Genomic DNA, 20,637 nt, shown 5'->3' with positions numbered 1-20,637 from the left:
CATGAGACAACGAGACGGACGGAGATCTGCGATGCGAAGGCGAACACTGTTGGCCGGTGCCGGTGCAGCCGGGGTGTCGGCGTTGACGGCCGGTGCCGTGTCCGGTGGGCCGGCGACGGCGGCGGCCGGCGGGCCGTGGCGAGCCGGTCTCGCCGAGTTGCGCGCGGCGATGGCGGCCCGCGTCGGGCGCGGTGAGCTGGCCGGGATCGTGTACCTGGTCGCGCACCGCGGGCGGCTGCACATCGACACGATCGGGACGTTGTCGCTCGGCGGGCGGCCGGTGCAGCGGGGTACGCCGTTCCGGATGGCGTCGCTGACCAAGCCGGTGATCGGCGCGGCCACGATGATGCTCGTGGAGGACGGCCGGCTGGCGCTGGACGAGCCGGTTGACCGGCTGCTGCCGGAGCTGGCCGGCCGGCGCGTGCTGACCCGTGTCGACGGCCCGCTCGACGAGACCGTCCCGGCGGCACGGCCGATCACGGTCGAGGACCTGCTGACGTTCCGCATGGGACACGGCATCATCTTCGAGCCGACCTTTCTCCCGCCGTACCCGATCAACATCGCCGCCGACCAGCTGCAACTGGCGCTGGCGCAGCCGGATCCGCGTACGCCGCACCGCCCCGACGAGTGGATCCGGCGATTCGGGACCCTCCCGCTGATGTACCAACCCGGGCAGCGCTGGCAGTACAACACCGGATCCCTGGTGCTCGGTGTGCTGATCGAGCGCGCCGCCGGCCGGCCGCTCGCGGAGTTCCTGCGCCGGCGGCTGTTCGGGCCGCTCGGCATGCGGCACACCGGGTTCTGGATGCCGCGCGCCGAGGCCGCACGCCTCCCCGTCCTGTACGCGGCGAACCCGGAGACCGGTCAGCTGGAGCCGCAACCCGGCTCGAAGCCCGAGGAGTGGACCCGGCCGCCCGCGTTCCCGTCCGGCGCCGCCGGACTGGCCTCCACGGTCGACGACTACTTCGCGTTCGGCCGGCTGCTGCTCAACCGCGGCGTGCACCGCGGCCGGCGTCTGCTTTCGGCCGAGTCGGTGCGGCGCTTGACGACCAACCACCTCACCCCGGGGGAGATCGCGGAGGCGGGCGCGTTCCCGCTCTCCGGGCAGGGCTGGGGCTACGGCATGGCCGTCAGCGTCACTCCGGACGAGGTCTCCGGGCCGGGCCGTTACGGCTGGGACGGCGGGTACGGCACCACCTGGTTCAACGACCCGCACCGCGATCTGACCGCGATCGCGCTGACCCAGACCGTCGACTTCCTGTTCAACGGCGCCCGCGACGAGTTCCAGCGCCTGGCCGCCGCCACGGTCGAGGACTGACGCCGCGCGGTGGGGCGTTGCCCGGCGATCTCGATCGGGCGAGAATCATTGACGCTGATCAAAATGGTCGGCGGATGGCTTTCTTGGGCTCGCGGGGGAAGCCGGGATTCACGCAACGAATCACCGATGGGAAGGCCGAGATGAGAAGAAGACTGGTGGGGCAGTTCGCTGTCGCCGTGCTGGCCGCCACGCTGGGAGCGGTCGCGGCGCAGGCGCCGGCGCAAGCTGCGCCCGGCGACGGCTGGGAGACGATCACAACCGACATGGGTACGGGCTACGTCCTGGGTATCGCCGGGGGAAGTGACGCCAACGGCGCCCGGGCGATCACGTGGCCCGCGCTCTACGTCTCCGACCAGGCCTGGAAGTGGCAACGAGTCGGTTCCAGCGTCCCGTACGTCTGGGCACTCCTCAACGGCGGAACCAACCCGAACAAGGCACTCGCGGTCAGCGGCGGGCGCGAGGACGACGGCGCCCCGATCATCCAGTACGACTTCAACGCGGCCAACCCCGACCAGCTGTGGAGGCAGGAAGGCACCTGGAGGCCCGGCACCTTCATCTTGAGGAACGTGAAGAGCAAGAAATGCCTCGCCGTCCCGAACGGCAACACCGCACCGGGGGTCAAGTTGATTCAGTACGGCTGCAACGACCTCCTCGCCGACCAGCGGTGGACGACAGTGGACAACTGACCTCCGCGATCTGAGGACGTCAGCGGCGCAGGCTGAGGCGGAAGACGCAACCGTCGCCCGCCGGGCCCGGTGAGGTGAGGGTGAGTTCGCCGCCGTGGGCCTTCGCCACCTGGCCGGCGATGGGCAGGCCCAGCCCGGTGCCGGGCACGTCGGCCCGGTTGCGCCGGAAGCGCTGGAAGACAGCCTCCTGGTCGGCGGGTGGTATGCCGGTGCCGTGGTCGGTCACCAGCACGGCGACCTCGTGCGGTGCGGTCTCCACGGTGATCTCGACGGTGGTACCGGGCGGCGAGTATCTGACCGCGTTGTCGACAAGGTTGGTGACCGCACGCCGCACGGTGGGTTCGTCGAACGCGCACTCCGCTGCCGCCGGGCCCGCCACGGACAGGGTGATCGTCTTCGCCTCGGCGAGCACGGCGACGTCGTCGGTCACAGCGCGGACCACGGTCATCAGGTCGGCCGGGCGGCGGGCGATCGTGCGGGCCCGCCCTCGGGCGTCGACCAGCAGCTCGTCGATGGTCGCCCGGAGGCGGGCGGCCGCTGTCGCGGTGTTCCGCAGCCCGCGCCGGTAGACCTCGACCGACGGGCTGGGGTGGGCCAGGAGCACCTCGGCGTTGGCCATCAGCACCGCCAGGGGCGTACGCAACTCGTGGCTCGCCTCCTCGATCAGCCGTCGCTGGGTCTCGGCCGCTCGCTCCAGGCGGCCGAGCATCGCGTCGATGCTCGCCGCGAGCTGGACGACCTCGCTCGGGCCGCGGTCGAGCCCGACACGGCGGGTCAGGTCGGCCGGGTCGACGGTGTCGGCGATGACACGTACCCGGTTGAGGTCCCGCACCGCCTGGCCGGCCAGGGCCCAGGCGAGTGTGGCGGCAACCGGCGCGAGGGCGACAACCGTCCACGTCACCCATCCGGACCGATCCACTGTGGTGGCGGTGATCAACTCGCCGGTCGCGTCGATCTCGACATCGCTCACCATGACGACACTGAACAGAAGCAGCACGGGCAGGTAGATGGCCAGGAACCCGAGCATCGCGAACCGCATGCGCAACGACGGGATCACGGCGACTGCAACCGGTAGCCGGTGTTGGTGACGGTGACGATCAGCGCCGGTTCGCCGAGCTTGCGCCGCAAACGGCTCAGGATCACCCGTACCGATGAAGTGAAGGGGTTTGCATTGGCGTCCCAGACGTGTTCGAGCAGCGTCTCGGCGGGCAGGACCTCACCCGGGTGGTGCATGAAGTAGCGCAGCAGGGAGAACTCGCGCGCGGTCAGGTCGAGCAGGGTCGTGGCCCGCCAGGCGCGGTGGGTGGCCAGATCAAGCGTCAACTCCCCCACGCGCAGGATCGATCCGGTGCTGTCCTCGCGACGGCTCAGCGCCCGCAGGCGTGCCACGAGTTCGGCGAAGTGGAACGGCTTGACGAGGTAGTCGTCAGCGCCGGCGTCGAGCCCGGCGACGCGATCGGCCACCGCGTCGCGGGCGGTCAGCACGAGACGGCGCCGGGGCCTGCGAAGGTACGGGTCGTCGGAGGTGCGCTCGAGCAGCGCGAGCCCGTCACCGTCCGGCAGGCCCAGGTCGAGGCAAACCACGTCGTACGTCGTGGTGACGAGCAACTCCTCGGCGGCCGCGTAGGTCCCGGCCACATCGACCGCGTACGCCTCGTTGCGCAGGCCCAGCGCGACTACCTCGGCGAGGTCCGGATCGTCCTCGACAAGCAGGACACGCATGGTGCTCCTCTCCCCGGTCATCGTTTCGGCAGCGAACCGGTCGTCGTTCCGGCCGGTCCGGAGACGGTCACCCTGCCGCCGGCGAATTCGACGGTCACGTCCGCGCCGGTCCCCGCGGGCGGTCGGTACCTGTTCGGCCCGGCCGGCGTCAGGGTCAGCGCCGGCGGGTCGGTCGGCAGTTCCGCCCCCTCGATGTTGCTGTGCTCGTCAACCGCATACCAGCCGAGCCGTGGACCGTCGCGAGTGGTCATGGCGACGTACGTCCGCATCTCGCCGTCGTCGACGATGGTGCCGCCGGAGACCGTCGCGGTGATCGGCCCGAACTCGGCTTCCACGGCTTCGCGCTCAGCACGGCCCTCCTTGGTCCGACCGGCGAGCATGTCGAGCACGCGAGTCTCGTGCACCCGCAGGTCGTCGGCGGAGAAACGGCCGCCCGGCGGGAACAGCGCTCGCACCGCGTCGGCGCCGGTCGCCGAGATGCGCGGCTGGTCGCCGGCGACGGTGACGTCGAGCGATCCGCCGGTGTCCAGTCGATATGTCCCGGCGAGCGCGGCCGGGTCACCACCGCCGGTAGCCGCGGCGGGCGTCGGCAGCGGGCCGCCGGTGACCAGCGCCGGCACCGTCGCGGCCAGAAGCTCCTCAGCGGTCGGTGCCGGCCGGTTGGACGACATGACGATCACCCGGTCCCGAGTGGGAATCCAGAGAACCGCCGTGTTGTGGCCGACATCGCCGCCGCCTCCGGCGACGGCGACGGCCGGTGCGCCGTACACCTTGGCGTCGAAGGCCACCCAGCCGCCCAGCGTGTGTGACCGCCCGTCACCCACCGGGTGTCCCGGTGCGCCGGCGAGCCTGGCCGATCCCGGCGTGACCAGCGTGCCGCGGAACAGCGTGTAGGCCCAGGTGGCCAGCTCCTTCGCGGTCATCGCGAGCGAGCCGTTGCCCTCGGTCGCCCAAAACGGCCCGGGGAAGTCTGTCGATCGGCCGCGCTCGCCGGCCGTCGAGGTAGCCCGCCGCGGCGGGCCCGGCGGCGGCCGGCGTGCCGTGCCAGAAGCCGCCGGTCACGGCGCCGCCGGGCAGAGTGAGGACGTGTCTCAGGGTGTATTCGCGATATGACATGCCGGACACGGTGTCGATGATGATCGCCAGCAGGGTGTAGCCGGCGTTGGAGTAGGCGTTTCCGGTGCCGGGCGGGAACGCCGGCTCAAGCTTGTTGATCGCGGCGATCGCGGCGGCCCGGTCGAGCGGCTGGTCGTCGGCGCCGATCGAACCGCCGACACCGCCGGTGTGCAGCAGCACCTGGCGCACCGTCGCCCTGCCCACCGGCCCGGTGACGGCCGGCACGAGCTTGCCGACCGGATCGTCCAGGGACAACTTGCCGCTCTCGGCGAGCTTGAGGATCGCGGTAGCCGTGAACGCCTTGCTGACCGAGCCGATGCTGTAGACCGTGTCAGCGGTGTTCGGCGCACCGGTGGCGTCGTCGGCCGTGCCGTATCCCGCGAGACACTCGAACCGCCCACCGGTCGACACGGCGACGGCGCCACTGAACCCGGCCCGTGCCCACGCGCTCAACGCGGCACCCAGCTCCCCGCCACACGCCGGCGCCGGCGCCGGCTCCTCCTGCGCGGTGCAGGCCGCCGTCGCAGCCAGCATCACGCCGATCATCAGCGCCGCGGCGCTCCTCCAGAGACGCACAACCTTCCACATGCCGCGAGATTAGGAGCGACGCTGCGAACGCGATGTGAACGACCTCGGCGTCCTGTTGACAGTGGGACCGGGTGACTGGGAGCGTTCCCAAGCATGTCTGAGGTCGCGGTCAATCAGGTGGGTTACCTTCCGTTCGGGCCGAAGCGGGCCACTCTGGTCACCGACCGCACTGACCCTTTGCCCTGGCGGCTCGCGGACGGCGCGGGGCGGGTCGTCGCGACCGGGACGAGCGAGCCGCGCGGGATCGACGTCTCCTCCGGGCGGAATGTGCACACCATCGACTTCGGGGCGCACCGGGCGGGCGGTGCCGGTTTCACGCTGAGCGCGGACGGCGCGACCAGCCGGCGGTTCAGCGTCGACGCGGATCTGTACCGCTCACTGCGTACCGATGCGTTGAAGTTCTTCTACTGTCAGCGCAGCGGCATCGAGATCCGGGAGGACCTCCGGCCCGGCTACGGCCGCCCCGCCGGGCACCTCGGTGACCGCGACGTTCCCTGCGGCCCCGGCGCCGGCGACCACCGTCTGGACGTGCGCGGTGGCTGGTACGACGCCGGTGACCAGGGCAAGTACGTGGTGAACGGCGGCATCACCGTGTGGCAGCTGCTGCACGCCTTCGAGCACCTGCGCGGCCTCGACGACCTGGACCTCGCTCTGCCGGAGAGCGGCAACGGGATTCCCGACTTGCTCAACGAGGTGCGCTGGGAGCTGGACTTCCTGCTGCGCATGCGGGCGCCGAGCGGCCTCGTGCACCACAAGATGCACGACCGGGAGTGGACCGGCTTGCCGACCCTGCCGCACCTCGACCGGCAACCGCGCGAGCTGCGGCCGGTGTCCACCGCGGCCACGCTGAACCTGGCCGCGGTGGCGGCTCAGGGGGCACGGATCTTCCGGAAGTACGACGCGGAGTACGCGGAACTCCTGCTGGCTGCCGCGCGGGCCGCCCATGCGGCGGCCGGGGCGAACCCGATCCGGTACGCGCCGGTCGAGGACACCGTCGGCGGTGGCCCGTACAACGATGACGACGTGCGTGACGAGTTCTACTGGGCGGCGGCCGAACTGTTCCTGACGACCGGCGAGCAACAGTACGCGGACGCGGTGCTGAACTCGCCGCTGCACACCGAGGACGTGTTCGGGCCGTACGCCTTCGACTGGGCGGCCACCGCGGCCGCCGCTCGCCTCGCGCTCGCCCGGACCGGTCTGGACGGCGTGCGCGCCTCGGTCATCGCCGGTGCGGACAAATACCTCGCCGTCCAGCAGGCGCATCCGTACGCGTTGCCGTACGCCCCGCCGGACAACCAGTGGCACTGGGGCTCCAACAGCATGGTGCTCAACAACCTGATGGTGCTGGCCGTGGCGTACGACCTGACCGGCGAGACCCGCTATCGCGACGGCGTCCTGGAGGGCCTGGACTACATCCTCGGCCGCAACGCGCTGAACCTGTCCTACGTGACCGGCTACGGCACCGATTACGCGAAGAACCAGCACAGCCGGTGGTACGCCCACCAGCTCGACCCCGGCCTGCCGCATCCGCCGAAGGGAACCCTGGCCGGCGGGCCGAACTCGGGGCTGCAGGACGAGGTGGCGCAGGCGCGGCTGAGCGGGAAGGTGGGCCAGTTCTGCTACGTCGACGACATCCAGTCGTGGTCGACGAACGAGCTGACGATCAACTGGAACGCGCCGCTGGCCTGGATCGCGGCGTTTGCGGCCGGACTCGGCTGAGGTCGGGCTCCGGCTCGCACCCGCAGTCGGGGCCGGACCCGAGACGCCGCGCGATCTCGTCGGTCAGTTCGGCCAGCTGAGTGAGCAGGTCACCGAGTTCCGCCTGGCCGGGTTCGGTGGCGTGCCCGGCGCGGCCCTGCCAGATCCGGGCGGCCAGGTGGCGCAGGGCCGGGTCGGGCCGCACCCCCACCTCGGCGTGCAGGCGGCGCCGGTGCTCCTCCATGGCCCGGATCGCCTCGGCGGCCCGGCCGGACTCGTGCAGGACGGTCATGAGCTGCAGGGTGAGCCGCTCGCGGGTGGGGTGCCGGCGGGCGAGCGGGGCGATCTCCTCGGCGAGCGCCGGTCCGGCGCCGAGGCCCATCTCGCGGTCGAAGAGTTCCTCGTACGCGGCGAGCCGCATGTCGTCGAGCCGCGTCGCCTCGACGGCGAGCACTCCCTCGGCGATGCCGTCCAGGGCCGGACCGTTCCACAGGCTGAGCGCCTCACGCAGGCGCGCCACCGCGGCACGTTCGCCCTCCGGTTGTGCCGGCCGCCGGAGAGCCCGGCTGAACACGTGGGCGTCGACGGCGTCCTCGTCGAGGTCGAGCCGGTAACCGCCGGTGTCACGGACCAGCACGGTCCGGCCGAGGCTGGCGGCGAGGCTGCGCCGCATCGTGCCGAGACCGTTCTTGATCTGCTCGCGGCAGGTCGCCGGGGGCGCGTCCGGCCACGCCGCGTCGATGAGCGTGCCGGGCGAAACCGTCCGGCCGGGGCTGAGGGCGAGCACCGCGAGCAGGCGCTGCGCCCGGGCACCGCCGAGCCTGATCGGGCCGCGCGGGCCGAGCACCGTCACCGTGCCGAGGAGTCGAAGGCAGACGCCGGCGGACGGGACAGGTGCCCGTCCGCCGGTCGCCGGCCGGTAGCCGTACCGCATTCCGGTCCCCCGTTCGTGGATCCAGCATGATCGCGTACCCATGCTGTTCCCCGGCGCCGGAGGCGGACCAGACTATTTACAGGAGCGTGAAAGGTCAGCCGCGCGGAATCATCACCATGCTGTGGAACAGGTAGTGGTCCGAGCATTCGTGGTTGTCCTGCCCGCAGGTGCCCACGCTGGTGTTGACCGCCACGTTGAGACCGTTGAGGTACGCGAACCGGCGGCTGACGAACACGAAGTCGATCTTCTGGCCGTTGTGCCCGCCGTGCGTCGGGGAACCACCCTGGCTGATCTCGCACAGGTTGCCGACGCCGAAGCAGTTGCGTTCCTCGTCCACCTCGCTGAACACGCCGGTGCCGATCGGCTCGGAGTACAGCGTGCCGAGCGCGGCGTTGGGCGGTGGCCGGTTGAAGTCGCCCATCAGCACAAAGGGCGCTTTGTCGGCGGCCGGCCCGAACACCCTGGCCAGCTCCCTGATCTGGGCCTCCGGTTTGGTGTAGTCGGTGCCGTTCTCCTGCGCCAGGTGCGTGGAGCAGGCGACCAGGTCCTTGTCGACGGCCATCGGTTTGAAGGTCATGCACGCGACGCTGCGGTCGTCGCCGATCTCGACGCCGCGCTCCTCGAGCTTGTCGGAGCTGGTGAACTCGTACCCCTTGGTGCTGATCTTCGTGCCGCGGGCGAAGACGGCGTTGCCGGAGGTCACCGGCGGCGTGGGGTTGGTGGGGCTGATCCAGTGCAGGTAGCAGTCAGGAATGTTGACCCGGCTCGGGTGGAACTTGCTCTCCATGTGGTAGCCGGCCTGGTCCAGCTTCTTGATCAGGTCGACGTACTGGGTCTCGCACATCTCGTTGACCGAGACCAGGTCGGGCTGGGTGTTCCGGATCTCGGTGACCAGGCGATCCACCACGTCGGGTGCGCCCTCGTTCCGGACCGAACCCGCCATGTTCCAGTGCAGGATCTTGAGGTTCGGCTGGTCGTCGGGGATCGGGATGAACGCCACGGCGTCGAACGCCATCTCCTTGCTGGAGTCGCCGCCCGCCGTCACGTTGGTGAGCCGGACCTCAGGCACGTTGTCGAAACGGTACGTCCCGAGCGTCATCCAGGAGTTGACCGAGCGCAGCTGAGCGGTGTTGCTGCGCCGCCAGCCGTGCGTGGTCCGTACCCCGTAAAGGGCCTCGGGTGTTCGGGCGAGGTGGTCGGGAAGCGCCACCATGACCTTCATCAGGCCGGAGTGACTGCGGTTGAGCGTCCAGCGCCCGGTGACCCGCAGCGCGTTGTTGTCAGCCGCGTTGCGGGCGTGGGCGAACCAGTAGTGCCCGCCGAACCCGCCGCTGATCTGATGAGTGTCGATCTTGCCGGGATACTGGCCCTGGCCGTCGGCGGTGTACTCCAGGCCGAAGGTGCCCTGGTTCGCGAAGGATCTGGTGCACCCCGGTCTCATCGACGGCACGTCGTCCGGGATGTCGTCGACGATCAGGGCGTTCGACGGCAGGCCGGCGGAGACCAGTGAGCACTGCGGCGGATAGGAGTTGCCGTCCGCCTGGTACGGGTAACCGGGGTCGAATCGGATCAGCTCGTTCCCGCACTTGAGGGCGCAGTTGTCCTTCCACGCCGCCGACTGGTGCCACCAGCACTTCAGGTCGATCTTCCCGGCCGCGTTGCGGTGCTGGCACGGTCCGGCCGGCTCACCGATCACCTCGGGAGAGTCCGGAACGTTCAGCGTCCCCGGCGCGCAGTCGTTGGTGAGGTCGCAGAATTTCGTCGACGGCGGCTTGACGTCGGTGCGGTTGATCGGCCCGTCGACGTCGCCGCCGTTCCACCAGGCGGAGCGGTACCCGGCGACCAGTACGCCCGGCGACTCGTAGATCTCGACCGGGTGTCCGGCCCAGCCCATGATCTTCTCCGGGTACGGCCAGTCCTGCGGGTGCGTCGCGTCGCGGGCGGTCTTGTCCATGAACGAGTCGCGGTTGGCCGGGTACTTCGGGTTCGCCGGATTGTTGGACCAGCCCAGGCCCCACGGCTCGCCGCCGCCCGGGTCGGGGTGGAATCCGGAGTTGTACGCCCAGACCGCGAAGAACCAGTTCTCGATCTTCGACGGGTCGCCGTTGTTCACCCGCATCCCGACGTCGTACACCTGGTTCCACTTGCGCTGAAGGATCTGCAGGCCGGCGGCGACGTTGGTGGCGTAGTCGAGCGCGACCGCACGTTGCGTCTGGTACGGCCACGCGATGTCGTCCGGGCCCTTCTCCCGTCCGGCCAGGCGCATGTGGTCGGTGACCTGCACGACGCCGTACCCGCAGTCGGCGTGCGACCAGCGGATCGTCCAGTCGTCACCGGGGTCGCTGTTGTAGACGTCGGTGCCGTAGTAGTTGCCGATCAGCGGGTTCGCCGTCTCGCCGGGCAGGGCGTACCGGGTGGCCTGCCACATGTTGGACTCCTGCGCGGCGATGCCCAGCATGATCTGCGCCGGGACGTACCCGCCGCCGCTGAGCGGCACGGACGGGAACAGCCCCTGCGGCGTGTACGCGGGCATGCCGAGGTTCTTCCAGTTGGCCGGGCGCGGCTCGGTGAGCACCCCGCGGACGGCCTGGTCGACAGCCCATTCCACCTGCCGGGGTTTGGGCTGCGTCGCCTGGTTGCGCGGATCGTTGCGCGGGACCGAGCAGTACCGGTCGGCGAAGTCCGCGGGGCTGCCGGGGTCGCCCTGCAACTGTTGCGCCGCCCGCGCCGGCGCCGGTTTCGCGGTCACCTCGAACGTCGCGCCGGTGCGCAGCACCTTGGCGCGGACGGTGACCCCGGCCGCGGCGCCGGTCCGGTCGACATCGGTGATCGCGACAGCACCGGTGGACGAGAGCGAGGCGCCGGCCGGGGCGTCGACGACCGACACACCCGCGGCCCTGGCGGTGGCCGCCTTCGCGGCACCGGTGATGTAGGCCCGGCCGCCGCGCGGTGAGGTCACGTCGAGATCGTCCAGCGGCCCGCCGGCGAGCGTGGTCGCCCGGCCCTTCTTCGCGACGGCGGTGTGCCGGACGCGAGCCCGCGTGTCGCCGTCGCGTTCCATGAACACCACACCGCCGTCACCGGCCAGCGTGAGCCGGAACGCCACGCCGTGCGTCGGCGCGAGCCGGCGCCGCGTGCCCTTGCCGTCCACCCGGACGACCGCGCCGTTGTCCGCCGCGACGATGCCGTCCTTGGCCGGCAGTGCGGAGGTGAGCTGGCCGGGCACCTCGATCGGGGCACGGCGGGCGCCGGTCCGCGCGTTGACCCGGATCAGCCGGGTACGGCCGAGGTCGGTGTCGCCGGCCTGGGTCAGCACCGCGTCGTCGCCGGCACCGCAGCCGGGGTTGAAGTAGGCGAGCGAGGCCCGCACCGGCAGGCGCCGCACCGCACCGGAGTTCAGGTCGACGACGGCCGTGTACCCGCCGCGGTCGGCCAGCACGGCGTCGTTGGTGAACCCGCGCGGGGCGTAGACCGCCACGGCGTACCGGCCCGAGCCGGTCACGCAGGCGTTGCCGATCCACATGTCGGTGTCGGCGCCCGGCTCGGACAGGGTCGCCACCGTGCGCCACGCGTAGCCCTGGTCGGCGTCCGCGAGCAGCAGCCGGAACCCGTCGGCGTCGCCGCTGGTCGTCAGTGCGCGGTCGCCGGACTCGCGCCAGTTCCCGCCGAGCACGCGGTCACGGTCGGACTCGGCGACGGCCGCGGGCGGCGGCTTCGGTGTGTTCGCAGCCTTCGGCGCGGGTGGCGGCGCGGGCGCCGCAGCGGCCGGCGCGGTCGGTGTAAGCAGTGAGGCGGCCAGCACGAGGCAGGCCGCGGTTCGTCGAATTCTCACGTTCGCCCTCTTGGATGTCGGCGTGATGAGGCAGGCGCCATCCTGGGCAGGCGCCGCATCGCCGGGGCATCCGCGCGCCGCGCCGTCCGTGCGGTTCGGATGCCCGGCGCGCTTCCTTTTGGCTGCCGCTTAAAGGTGTAGCCGCGGCCCGCTCCCGGACCGCACGATCGCTGCGTCGCGGTACGGCCGGCGATCCGCGCCGGCGTGGGGAAGGGAGTGGTGCGTGCATTCCAACGGTGGCAACCAGGTCCGGCGGCGTGCCGTGATCGGGGCTCTCGGAGCAGGTGCGGCCACCGCCCTCGCGGGCGCCCGCCCCGCGGTGGCGGCGCCGCCGGGCGGCGACGGGCGCACCTTCCCGAGGACGCTGGCGGCGCGGGGCACGACCGGCACCGCGCGGCCGGGCTTCGCGGTGCAGACCGTCGGCGTACGGTGGCCGGCGCACGCCCGCACCGCGCGGCTGAGGTTCGCCGGCCGCGACGGCCGGTGGGGCGGATGGCGCACCGTGGCGGAGGGATGCCCGGCCGGCGCGGGCGACGACGGCCCGGCAACCGAGCGACTGGCGCTGATGACGGCTCCCGGCTCGCCCGCCTACCAGCTCGATCTGCCGGCGGGGGCCCGGGCGGTCGCCCTGAACGCCACGGACGGCCCGGCGCTGCCCGGCACGCCGACGGTCGGCGGGGATCGTACGCGTCTGGCCGGCCGGGTCTTCCTGACCCGCTCGGCCTGGGGTGCCGACGAGTCGCTGCGTTTCGACGCGGCCGGCGCCGAACGCTATCCCGCCACCTACTGGCCGGTGCAGACGTTCACCGTGCACCACACGGCCACCGCCAACGACGACCCCGACCCGGCCGCGCGGATGCGCTCCGTCTACCGCTATCAGGCGGTGGAGCTCGGGTACGGCGACTTCGGCTACCACTTCCTCATCGACGAGGCCGGGCGGGTGTACGAGGGACGCTGGTCCGGCGGCGACATGGTGCCCGGCTTCGACCCGGCCGGGTACATGGTGAACGCCTCGCACGTGGGCGGGTACAACGCGGGCAACGTCGGCGTCGTGCTGCTGGGCGACTTCGTGCAGCGCGAGCCCACGCCGGCCGCCCGTACCAGCCTCACCCTGCTGCTGGCCGCGCTGGCCGGGTGGTGCCGGGTGGACCCGCTGGCCACGGTCGGCTACGTCAACCCGATCAGCGGGCTGCGCCGCACGGTGCCGGCGATCGCCCTGCACCGGGACTGGGCCGCCACCGAGTGCCCGGGCGGCACCCTGGCCGCCCTGATGCCCGGGATCCGTACGCAGGTCGCCGCCGTGCTGGCGGATCCGCACCGCGCCGCGCTGTTCGCCGGGTGACGACCATGACACCGATCAGCCGGGCCGAGATCATCGCCCGGGCGCGCACCTGGGCGGTGGCGCCGCGGGCCTACAGCCAGGAGGCGTACGACGAGATCAGCGGATACCGGCTGGACTGCTCCGGGTTCGTCTCGATGGCCTGGGCGCTGCGCCCGCCCGGCGAGACCACCGTCGAGCTGCCCGACTACTGTGTCCTGATCGACATCGATGATCTGCGCCGGGGTGACGCGGTGATGAACGGCGGCCCGGGAACGTGGGGCGACGCGGGGCACGTCATGCTCTTCGACGCGTGGTCGGACGAGACCCGCACCTCCTTCTGGAGCTACGAGCAGGTGTCCGCCGGCACCGTGCACCGGATCGTGCCGTTCCCCGCCGCGCCGTACCAGCCGTACCGGCTGCGGGTGGTCACGGGCCGGTGAGTGCGGCACGGCGCCGGGCCCGGCCGGTGGCGATCGCGGCGCTGGCGGCACTCACGCTCGGCGCTCCGCTGCTGGTGCCCGCGAGCGACGTCGACCCGCTGCGGCAGAACGGCCCGGCATTCGCCCCGCCGAGCCTGGAACATCCGCTCGGCACCGACGAGAACGGCGTCTCCGTGCTGGCGCAGGTCGTGCACGCCACCCCGGCGTCGCTGCTCGTGGGCCTGGCGGCGACCGCGGCGGCGGTGGCGATCGGCGCGGTCGCCGGCATCCTCGGCGGATATCTGCCGAGGGCGCCGGCCGCCGTGCTCAACCGGCTGACCCTCGGCTTCCTCGTGCTCCCGCAGGTGCCGTTCGCGGTCGCGGTGGGCGCCGTGCTGCCCCGCGGGACCGTGACGCTCATCGTCGCGGTGGCCCTGACGTCGTGGGCCACCGTCGCGCGTACAGTACGCGCCGGCGTAGAGGCGGTGCTGGTGCGGCCGCACGTGGAGCGCGTGCGGGCGCTGGGCGCCGGGCACCTGCACCAGCTGCGGGCCCACGTCGTGCCCGCGGTGCTCCCGCTGCTGTCGGCCGCCGCCTCGCTCACCGTCGCCAACGCCCTGCTGGCCGAGGCCACTCTGGCCTTCCTGGGCATCGGGGATCCCACGGCCGTGTCGTGGGGAACCATGTTGCGCAGGGCCGCCGCCGCGGGTGCCGCCACCGCCGGCGCGTGGTGGTGCCTGCTCACGCCGGGCATCGCGATGGTCGCCGCGGTGCTGGCGTTCGGCGCGGGCGCCCGCGCCGCCGAACGGCGCCACACCCCGGCGAGAGGCCGGACATGAGCCTGCTGCAGATCTCCGGGCTCGAGGTCACCTATCCCGGTTCGCCGCCGGTCCGGGCGGTGCGGGGCGCGACAGTGCGGGTCCAGGCCGGTGAGATCACCGGCCTGGCCGGCGAGTCCGGCTGCGGAAAGACCACGATTGCGTACGCGGTGCTGCGGCTGCTTCCCCCCGGCACCGAGGTACGGGGAGAGATCCTGCTCGACGGCGAGGACGTGCTCGCCATGCACTGGGGCCGGCTGCGGGCCGTCCGGTGGGCCGGCGCGTCGATCGTGTTCCAGGGCGCCCGGCACAGCCTCAACCCGCTGCACCGCGTCCGCACCCAGCTGGCCGAACCGGTCCGCCTGCACGACGGGATCAGCCGTTCCGACGCGGCGGAACGGGCGGCGCAGCTGCTGGACCGGGTGGGCCTCGCGGCGGGACTCGGCGACCGGTACCCCCACGAGCTCTCCGGCGGCCAGCAGCAGCGGGTGATGATCGCCATGGCGCTGGCCTGCTCGCCCCGGCTCGTGATCGCCGACGAGCCGACCAGCGCGGTGGACGCGGTGACCCGCCGGCACCTGCTCGAGGTGCTCGGCGACGTCGTCCGTGGCGGCCGTGCCGGCGTCCTCATGATCGGGCACGACATGGCGGCGCTGGCGTCGAGCTGCGACCGGCTCGCGATCATGTACGCGGGCCGCGTCGTCGAGGAGGGATCCACGGCGGCACTGCTGGCCGCGCCGCGGCACCCGTACTCGCGGGCGCTGTTCGCCGCGACCGGAACCACCGGCGACCCCGGTGGCCGCCGCAGGCCCCGGCCGCTGCCCGGCGATCCGCCCGATCCGGCCCGCCCGCTGCCCGGCTGCGCGTTCCGGCCACGGTGCGCCTCGGCCGCGCCGGAGTGCGCCCACGGGCCCGTGCCGCTACGGCCGGACGGGGACCGGCGCGTCGCGTGCCTGCACCCCGTTCCCGCACCCACCGGGACCGTCCCGGAGACGCCCGCGGCACCGGCCGCCGCCGCAACCGCGCAGACGCCCGACGCCACCCCGGTGCTGGAGGTCCGCGACCTCACCGTCCGGCTCGGCGGCCGCCGCGGCGTGCCGGCGGTCGACGGCGCGACCCTGCAGGTCGGCGCCGGCGAGATCGTCGCCCTGGTCGGCGAGAGCGGCGCCGGGAAGAGCACCCTCGCGCGCAGCATCGTGGGGCTGTGCCGCCCGCAGGCGGGGCAGGTGACGGTCGGCGGCCGCCCGGTCCCCCGCCGCGCGCGGGACCTGCGCGAGCTGCGCCGGGAGGTGCAGTACGTCCCGCAGGACCCCGGCGGTGCCCTGCACCCGGCGCACACCGTCGAGCGGGCGGTCCTGGAGGGCCTGCGGATCCGGGGACACCGGCGCCACGACGCCCTGCCCCGGGCGTTGTCGGCGATCGCCCGGATGGGCCTGCGCCCGCCGGAACGGTTCCTGCCGCTTCTCCCCGGCGAGCTCTCCGGCGGGCAGCAGGCGCGGGTGGCCCTGGCCGCGGCCGTCGCGGTGCGGCCCCGCATCCTCATCGCCGACGAGCCGGCCGCCGCGCTGGACGCGACCGTCCGGGCGGAGATCCTGGCCCTGCTGCTCGACCTGCGCCGGACGACCGGGATGTCCGTGCTGCTGGTGACCCACGACCTGGTGGCGGCCTGGCAGGTGGCCGACCGCATCGCGGTGATGCGGCACGGGCGGGTGGTGGAGACCGGGCCGGTGGAACAGCTGTACGCCGAGCCCGCCCACCCCTGGACCAGGGTGCTGCTCAGCGGGTTGCCAAGCCGATCAGCCGCCGGTTAACGTGACAACCGTCGATGCCGGGAAAGCGGGGGCTGCCACGGTGCTTCGGATCCACTTCACCGCGGAGGACCTCGGCCGGGTCCGGGTCCAGGCACAGCCCGACCCGCTGTGGGAGACGGTGCTCAGCCTGTTCCGCCTGCAGGATCGCGGCGTTCCGCTGGCCTTCCACGAGTGGCGCACCATGGCCGCGCGATCCTGCTCGCGCGACGACCTCGCGGTGCTGCTGACACTGGTGCCGGGCGGCTACTTCCCGGACTTCCTCACCCCTACCGAGGGCCGGCTCGGACTCGACGCCGGCCTGGACGCGCTGCTCAGCACACCCCGTTCCCGGTTGCGCGCCGAGCTCGGCATCCTGGCGGCCAAACAGGGCGGGCTGCCGTCGTGGGCCGGGCGGCTCGCCGACGGCGAACCGGAGGCGGTGCGGCGGCTCGCCGGTGCGATGCGCGGGCACTTCAACGCCGTCGTCGAGCCGTTCTGGCAGCAGGCCCGCGCGCACATCGACGCGGACCGCGCGGTGCGCGCCCGCGCGTTCCTCGACGACGGGGCGGAGGGGCTGCTCCGCAGCTACCTGCCGATGATGCGCTGGTCGCCCCCGGTGCTCGAGGTCGACGTGCCGCTGGAGCAGGACGTTTACCTGCAGGGACGCGGGCTGCTGCTGGTGCCGTCGTTCTTCTCGATGACCACTCCGGACTTCCTCTACGACAACACGCTCCCCCAGGTGCTGGTGTACCCGGTGGAGCACAGCCTCGCGGTGTCGGCGGCCGCCCTCGCGCCGCACCTGTCGCTGGCGGCCCTGATCGGCGACACCCGGGCGGCGGTCCTGGAGTCGATCGGTGACGGGCGCACCACGTCCGAGCTGGCCCGCCGCGTCGGCGTCAGCGCCGCGTCGATCAGCCAGCACACCGCGGTCCTGCGCGGCGCCGGGCTGATCCGCACCGGGCGGGCCGGCAAAGCGGTGCTGCACACGGCGACTCCGCTCGGCCGGGCACTGCTCGAGCCCGGACCGGCGGTCCCGGCCTAACCGGTCAGCCGCGGGTCGATGTGACCGCGCAGGAGGTCGGCGCCCATGGTGGCCACGACCACCGGCACGGAGAAGACGAGGAACGTGCCGTGCAGCACGGGCAGGTCGGGTGTCTGCAGCGCCTCGTAGGCCAGGTATCCCAGTCCCGGCCAGCTGAACACCGCCTCCACCGCCACCGCGCCGGAGACGACGTAACCGGCGTTGACGAGCGCCAGCACGGCTGTCGGCAGCAGGGCGTTGGGCACGGCGTGGCGGCGCCGGACGACGGCTTCGCGCAGTCCCTTGGCGCGGGCCAGCCGCAGGTATGGGCTGTCGCGCTCGGCGGACACCGAGGAGCGCATCAGCAGGTGGTACTGCCCGTATTGGATCACCACGAGGCTCAGGCACGGCAGCACCAGGTGCCGGCCGGCGTCCAGCGCGGCGGCGAGCATCCCGTCCGGCGTGTCGGTGGACCGCAGACCGCCCACCGGGAACCAGCCGGTCCCGGCGCCGAGTGCCACCAGCAGCACCAGTCCCACCCAGAACGAGGGCATGGCCCAGAGCAGCAGCGCCGTGGCGGTCGACGAGCGGTCGAGCGGGCTGCCGGGGCGCCAGCCGGCGAGCACGCCGCCGTAGGCGCCGAGCACGACGGAGAGCACCGTGGCCGTACCGACCAGGAGCAGTGTGGGGCCCAGCCGGTCGAGGATCAGATCGGCGACCGGCCGGTGGTAGGCGTACGACACGCCGAGGTCGCCGTGGAGCACGTCGCTGACGTAACCGGCGAACTGCGCCGCCAGGGGCCGGTCCAGGCCGAGCTCCCGGCGCAGCGCCGCGAGCTGCTCGGGACTGGTCGCGCGGCCCCGGGTCAGGCCCTGCACCGGGTCGCCCGGCAGGACCCGGAACAGCACGAAGCCGACGACCGTGACGAAGATCAGGTTGCCGGCGAGGTCGGCCACCGGAGCGAGGATCCCGCGTACCGCCCGCGTTCTCACTCCCGCAGGTGCCGGGTGGCACGGCGCCTGCCCACCACCACCGCCGCCGTCACGAGCAGGAGCAACACGGCCACCGCGCCGGCGATCGCGGGGCCACGGCCGCGGGCCGGCTCGGCGCCCGGGACCACCGGCGTCACGACGGCGTAGCCCCAGGGCCCGGCCACGCTGCCGGTGGCCGCCGGCTTGCGGGTCCAGCCGCGGAACCGGTCGCTGCGGTACGCCTCCAGCACGGCCGGGTAGTACAGCGGAACCAGCGCGGCGGTCTCCTGCAGCCGTTGTTGCATCCGGTGCACGAGCTGCACGCGGCGGCCGACGTCGAGCTCGGCCGCCTGCTGGCGGTACATCGTGTCGAAGGAGGGGTCGCAGGTGAAGCCGTCGGTCGTACCGTTGCCCCCGGCGTCGGGACGCGCGGCGCAGGTCTGCACCGAGAGCAGGAAGGCCGGGTCGGGGTCGAGGATCCAGCCGCTGATGACCAGGTCGTACCGGCCGGCGCGGACCCGCTGGCCGAGCTGGGTGTCCGCCATCGCCGTCACGGTGACCGTGATGCCGACCGCGGCGAGCCACTCGGTGATGAAGGTGGCGGACTGCTGGTAGTGGGCGCGCTCGACCGGCGCGTACAACCGCAGCTCGAAGCGCCGCCCGTCGCGGCCACGGCGGTATCCGGCCGCGTCGAGCAACCGGCCGGCGGCGCCCGGGTCGAAGGCACGCGGCGGTTGTGGCGCCCACGCCCACGGCTGGTAGGCCGGCGGGAAGTACGCCCCGCCGGGATCGCCGTGCCCGAGCAGCACCCGGTCGACGAGGACCCGGCGGTCGACGGCGTGCTCGATGGCGGCCCGCACCCGCGCGTCGCGGAGGGCGGGATGGCCGTCCCCGATGGCCGTGCCGTCCGAGCGCGCGGCACCGGGGTTGAAGGCGAGGTGCGTGAACCGGGTGCCGCGGGCCTCGTTCGTGCCGACGCCCGGCTCGTCGGCCAGCGCGTCGAACTGGGCCGGCGTCAGGTTGCCGGCCACGTCCACCTCTCCCGTGCGCAATGCCTGAGCGGCCGCGTCGCTGTTGGTGAACTGCCGGAAGACGATCTCGGCGGGGCCCGGCGCGCCACGCCAGTGCTCGCGCTTGGCGGCCAGCCGGTACTGCTCGCCCGGACGGGCCTCGACGAGGTCGAACGGCCCGCTGCCCACCACGGCCGTCCCGGCCGGCGGCTCCGCCATCGGGTCACGGGTACGCCACACGTGCTCCGGCACCACGGGGATGTCGAGGCTCAGCATCGTGGGGGTGGGCGCGGACGTCTCGATCCTCAGCGTGGTGTCGTCCGGCGCGGTCACCGCGGTGAACGTCCGTACCGCCGAGGCGTTCACCGATGTGGGCTGCCGCATGACCGTCGTGTACGTGAACGCGATGTCGTGCGCGGTGAGCGGCTGCCCGTCCGACCATCGAACCCCTCGGCGGACGGTGAACGTCCAGGTGCGGCCGTCGGCCGAGGTGCTCCATGACTCGGCGAGCCCCGGCGCCGGCCGGTTGTCGCTGGTCCGGTAATCGGTGAGCCGGTCGTAGGTGAGCCCGAACAGCTGCACCGCCGGCGACGAGATGCCGACGAACGGGTTGAGCGAGTCGACCCGCTGCAGCAGCGCCACGTCGAGGCGGGCGGCGTCCGGTGTGCCGAGCGCACCCTGCGGGGCACATGCCGCGACGAGCAGCAGCGCCACCGCGGCGGAGCAGCCGGCGAGACGTGGTCGGGGTCCGCTCGTGAGCACGGCACATCATCGCACGATCATCGATGGGTGTGGCCCCGCCCGCCCGTCGAAGCCCGGCATCCCGGACACCTTTCAGGCTCGCGTTAATGGTGTGTCCGGCCCTGATCACCGCGCTCCAGGATGGTCCCACCGAAGAGGAGGCACTCATGTCAAAGCACACTGGAGCGCGGCGCTGGAGCAGGCTCGCCGCCGCCGTCGTCATGGCCACCGCCGGGCTCGTGACGATGACCGCCGCGCCCGCTCAGGCGATCACCTTCTACGACGACAAGTCGCCGGACGCGCTGTGGACCGGCAACGGCGGCATCAAGTACCGGTGCAGCGACGACGCTCAGACGGTCCGCGAGGCGTACTGGCCGGGCGGCGGGCCGCTCGCCGTCGAGCTGCGATACAGCCGCCGTTGCCGTACCGCGTGGGCGCGCGCCAGCGTCGCCTACGACCTCGAGATCAGGAGCTGGTGGAGCCAGTCCTCACACCGGACCACCCGCTCGTCCGGCAAGAACCCCGGCGCCGACTCGTCGATCAACCACTGGACCGTGATGCTGGACGACGCCGGGCTGCTGGCCGACGCCTGCATCGTTTTTCAGAACTCCGACATGTACTGGGAGCGGATCTGCACCAGTAAGTACTGACC

At 72.7% G+C, this 20,637-nt stretch carries 17 protein-coding genes; 9 read left to right on the top strand and 8 right to left on the bottom strand.

The annotated features are described in order from the left end of the window. Positions 1 to 31 precede the first annotated feature (31 nt). Positions 32 to 1,318: a serine hydrolase domain-containing protein gene (locus AB0M02_RS34625; RefSeq protein WP_364234739.1), complete on the top strand. Its 1,287-nt coding sequence runs from the start codon at positions 32 to 34 to the stop codon at positions 1,316 to 1,318. Between the two features lie 140 nt (positions 1,319 to 1,458). Next, positions 1,459 to 2,004, top strand: a complete 546-nt coding sequence (locus tag AB0M02_RS34620; protein WP_364234737.1) for an RICIN domain-containing protein — start codon at positions 1,459 to 1,461, stop codon at positions 2,002 to 2,004. Positions 2,005 to 2,023: 19 nt separating this feature from the next. Here the strand turns inward: AB0M02_RS34620 and AB0M02_RS34615 are convergent, their stop codons facing one another. From AB0M02_RS34615 to AB0M02_RS34600, 4 genes are read right to left on the bottom strand one after another with little or no spacing between them, the layout of a single operon-like run. After that, positions 2,024 to 3,043, bottom strand: a complete 1,020-nt coding sequence (locus AB0M02_RS34615) for a HAMP domain-containing sensor histidine kinase (RefSeq protein ID WP_364234735.1) — start codon at positions 3,041 to 3,043, stop codon at positions 2,024 to 2,026. Positions 3,044 to 3,057: 14 nt separating this feature from the next. After that, positions 3,058 to 3,726: a response regulator transcription factor gene (locus AB0M02_RS34610; RefSeq protein WP_364234733.1), complete on the bottom strand. Its 669-nt coding sequence runs from the start codon at positions 3,724 to 3,726 to the stop codon at positions 3,058 to 3,060. A gap of 17 nt (positions 3,727 to 3,743) precedes the next feature. Beyond that, positions 3,744 to 4,649 (bottom strand): hypothetical protein, encoded by a 906-nt coding sequence (locus AB0M02_RS34605; RefSeq protein ID WP_364234731.1) that lies wholly within the window; start codon positions 4,647 to 4,649, stop codon positions 3,744 to 3,746. Further along, on the bottom strand, positions 4,543 to 5,430 hold the full coding sequence (locus AB0M02_RS34600; RefSeq protein WP_364234729.1) for a serine hydrolase domain-containing protein: 888 nt from the start codon (positions 5,428 to 5,430) through the stop codon (positions 4,543 to 4,545). Before AB0M02_RS34600 ends, AB0M02_RS34605 begins: the two co-directional genes overlap by 107 nt. Before the next feature lie 93 nt (positions 5,431 to 5,523). Between AB0M02_RS34600 and AB0M02_RS34595 the strand changes: the two genes are divergently transcribed. Then, positions 5,524 to 7,149, top strand: coding sequence for a glycoside hydrolase family 9 protein (locus AB0M02_RS34595; protein ID WP_364234728.1), 1,626 nt, complete (start codon positions 5,524 to 5,526; stop codon positions 7,147 to 7,149). On the opposite strand, the gene AB0M02_RS34590 is transcribed toward AB0M02_RS34595, so the two are convergent. Together AB0M02_RS34590 and AB0M02_RS34585 are read right to left on the bottom strand one after the other, a co-directional pair. Next, entirely contained in the window at positions 7,094 to 8,104 is a 1,011-nt protein-coding gene (locus AB0M02_RS34590; RefSeq protein WP_364234726.1) for an AfsR/SARP family transcriptional regulator, read from the bottom strand. The two genes, AB0M02_RS34595 and AB0M02_RS34590, sit on opposite strands and share 56 nt — an antisense overlap. Before the next feature lie 52 nt (positions 8,105 to 8,156). After that, entirely contained in the window at positions 8,157 to 11,894 is a 3,738-nt protein-coding gene (locus AB0M02_RS34585) for an endonuclease/exonuclease/phosphatase family protein (RefSeq protein ID WP_364234724.1), read from the bottom strand. A 223-nt stretch (positions 11,895 to 12,117) separates the two neighbouring features. On the opposite strand from AB0M02_RS34585, the gene AB0M02_RS34580 reads away from it, so the two are divergent. From AB0M02_RS34580 to AB0M02_RS34560, 5 genes are read left to right on the top strand one after another with little or no spacing between them, the layout of a single operon-like run. Beyond that, on the top strand, positions 12,118 to 13,236 hold the full coding sequence (locus AB0M02_RS34580; RefSeq protein ID WP_364234722.1) for an N-acetylmuramoyl-L-alanine amidase: 1,119 nt from the start codon (positions 12,118 to 12,120) through the stop codon (positions 13,234 to 13,236). Positions 13,237 to 13,241: 5 nt separating this feature from the next. Next, positions 13,242 to 13,655, top strand: coding sequence for a hypothetical protein (locus tag AB0M02_RS34575; RefSeq protein WP_364234719.1), 414 nt, complete (start codon positions 13,242 to 13,244; stop codon positions 13,653 to 13,655). Then, positions 13,652 to 14,473 carry an ABC transporter permease gene (locus AB0M02_RS34570; protein WP_364234716.1) on the top strand — a complete coding sequence of 274 codons (822 nt, stop codon included), beginning with the start codon at positions 13,652 to 13,654 and terminating at the stop codon, positions 14,471 to 14,473. The genes AB0M02_RS34575 and AB0M02_RS34570 overlap by 4 nt, the downstream gene beginning before the upstream one ends. Further along, positions 14,470 to 16,263, top strand: coding sequence for an ABC transporter ATP-binding protein (locus AB0M02_RS34565; RefSeq protein WP_364234714.1), 1,794 nt, complete (start codon positions 14,470 to 14,472; stop codon positions 16,261 to 16,263). The genes AB0M02_RS34570 and AB0M02_RS34565 overlap by 4 nt, the downstream gene beginning before the upstream one ends. 40 nt (positions 16,264 to 16,303) lie before the next feature. After that, positions 16,304 to 17,284, top strand: coding sequence for a winged helix-turn-helix domain-containing protein (locus tag AB0M02_RS34560; RefSeq protein ID WP_364234712.1), 981 nt, complete (start codon positions 16,304 to 16,306; stop codon positions 17,282 to 17,284). Here AB0M02_RS34560 and AB0M02_RS34555 read toward each other — a convergent pair. Both AB0M02_RS34555 and AB0M02_RS34550 read right to left on the bottom strand, forming a co-directional pair. Next, a complete protein-coding gene (locus AB0M02_RS34555; RefSeq protein WP_364234709.1) occupies positions 17,281 to 18,219 on the bottom strand; it encodes an ABC transporter permease in 939 nt (312 codons plus the stop codon). The genes AB0M02_RS34560 and AB0M02_RS34555 overlap by 4 nt on opposite strands. 32 nt (positions 18,220 to 18,251) lie before the next feature. Further along, positions 18,252 to 20,006 (bottom strand): ABC transporter substrate-binding protein, encoded by a 1,755-nt coding sequence (locus AB0M02_RS34550; RefSeq protein WP_364234708.1) that lies wholly within the window; start codon positions 20,004 to 20,006, stop codon positions 18,252 to 18,254. Positions 20,007 to 20,152: 146 nt separating this feature from the next. Between AB0M02_RS34550 and AB0M02_RS34545 the strand changes: the two genes are divergently transcribed. Beyond that, positions 20,153 to 20,635 (top strand): DUF2690 domain-containing protein, encoded by a 483-nt coding sequence (locus tag AB0M02_RS34545; RefSeq protein WP_364234706.1) that lies wholly within the window; start codon positions 20,153 to 20,155, stop codon positions 20,633 to 20,635. Positions 20,636 to 20,637: the final 2 nt, after the last annotated feature.

The sequence above is a fragment of the Actinoplanes sp. NPDC051861 genome (genome assembly GCF_040681145.1).
Taxonomy (GTDB): Bacteria; Actinomycetota; Actinomycetes; order Mycobacteriales; family Micromonosporaceae; genus Actinoplanes.
The sequence above is the reverse complement of the archived record's forward strand: the minus strand, read 5'-3'. Positions and strand labels throughout refer to the sequence as shown.

Coding starts and splice junctions, on each gene's coding strand:
- AB0M02_RS34625 (WP_364234739.1), top strand. CDS start 32: ATGCGAAGGCGAACACTGTTGGCCGGTGCCGGTGCAGCCGGGGTGTCG.
- AB0M02_RS34620 (WP_364234737.1), top strand. CDS start 1,459: ATGAGAAGAAGACTGGTGGGGCAGTTCGCTGTCGCCGTGCTGGCCGCC.
- AB0M02_RS34615 (WP_364234735.1), bottom strand. CDS start 3,043: ATGCGGTTCGCGATGCTCGGGTTCCTGGCCATCTACCTGCCCGTGCTG.
- AB0M02_RS34610 (WP_364234733.1), bottom strand. CDS start 3,726: ATGCGTGTCCTGCTTGTCGAGGACGATCCGGACCTCGCCGAGGTAGTC.
- AB0M02_RS34605 (WP_364234731.1), bottom strand. CDS start 4,649: ATGACCGCGAAGGAGCTGGCCACCTGGGCCTACACGCTGTTCCGCGGC.
- AB0M02_RS34600 (WP_364234729.1), bottom strand. CDS start 5,430: ATGTGGAAGGTTGTGCGTCTCTGGAGGAGCGCCGCGGCGCTGATGATC.
- AB0M02_RS34595 (WP_364234728.1), top strand. CDS start 5,524: ATGTCTGAGGTCGCGGTCAATCAGGTGGGTTACCTTCCGTTCGGGCCG.
- AB0M02_RS34590 (WP_364234726.1), bottom strand. CDS start 8,104: ATGGGTACGCGATCATGCTGGATCCACGAACGGGGGACCGGAATGCGG.
- AB0M02_RS34575 (WP_364234719.1), top strand. CDS start 13,242: ATGACACCGATCAGCCGGGCCGAGATCATCGCCCGGGCGCGCACCTGG.
- AB0M02_RS34565 (WP_364234714.1), top strand. CDS start 14,470: ATGAGCCTGCTGCAGATCTCCGGGCTCGAGGTCACCTATCCCGGTTCG.
- AB0M02_RS34545 (WP_364234706.1), top strand. CDS start 20,153: ATGTCAAAGCACACTGGAGCGCGGCGCTGGAGCAGGCTCGCCGCCGCC.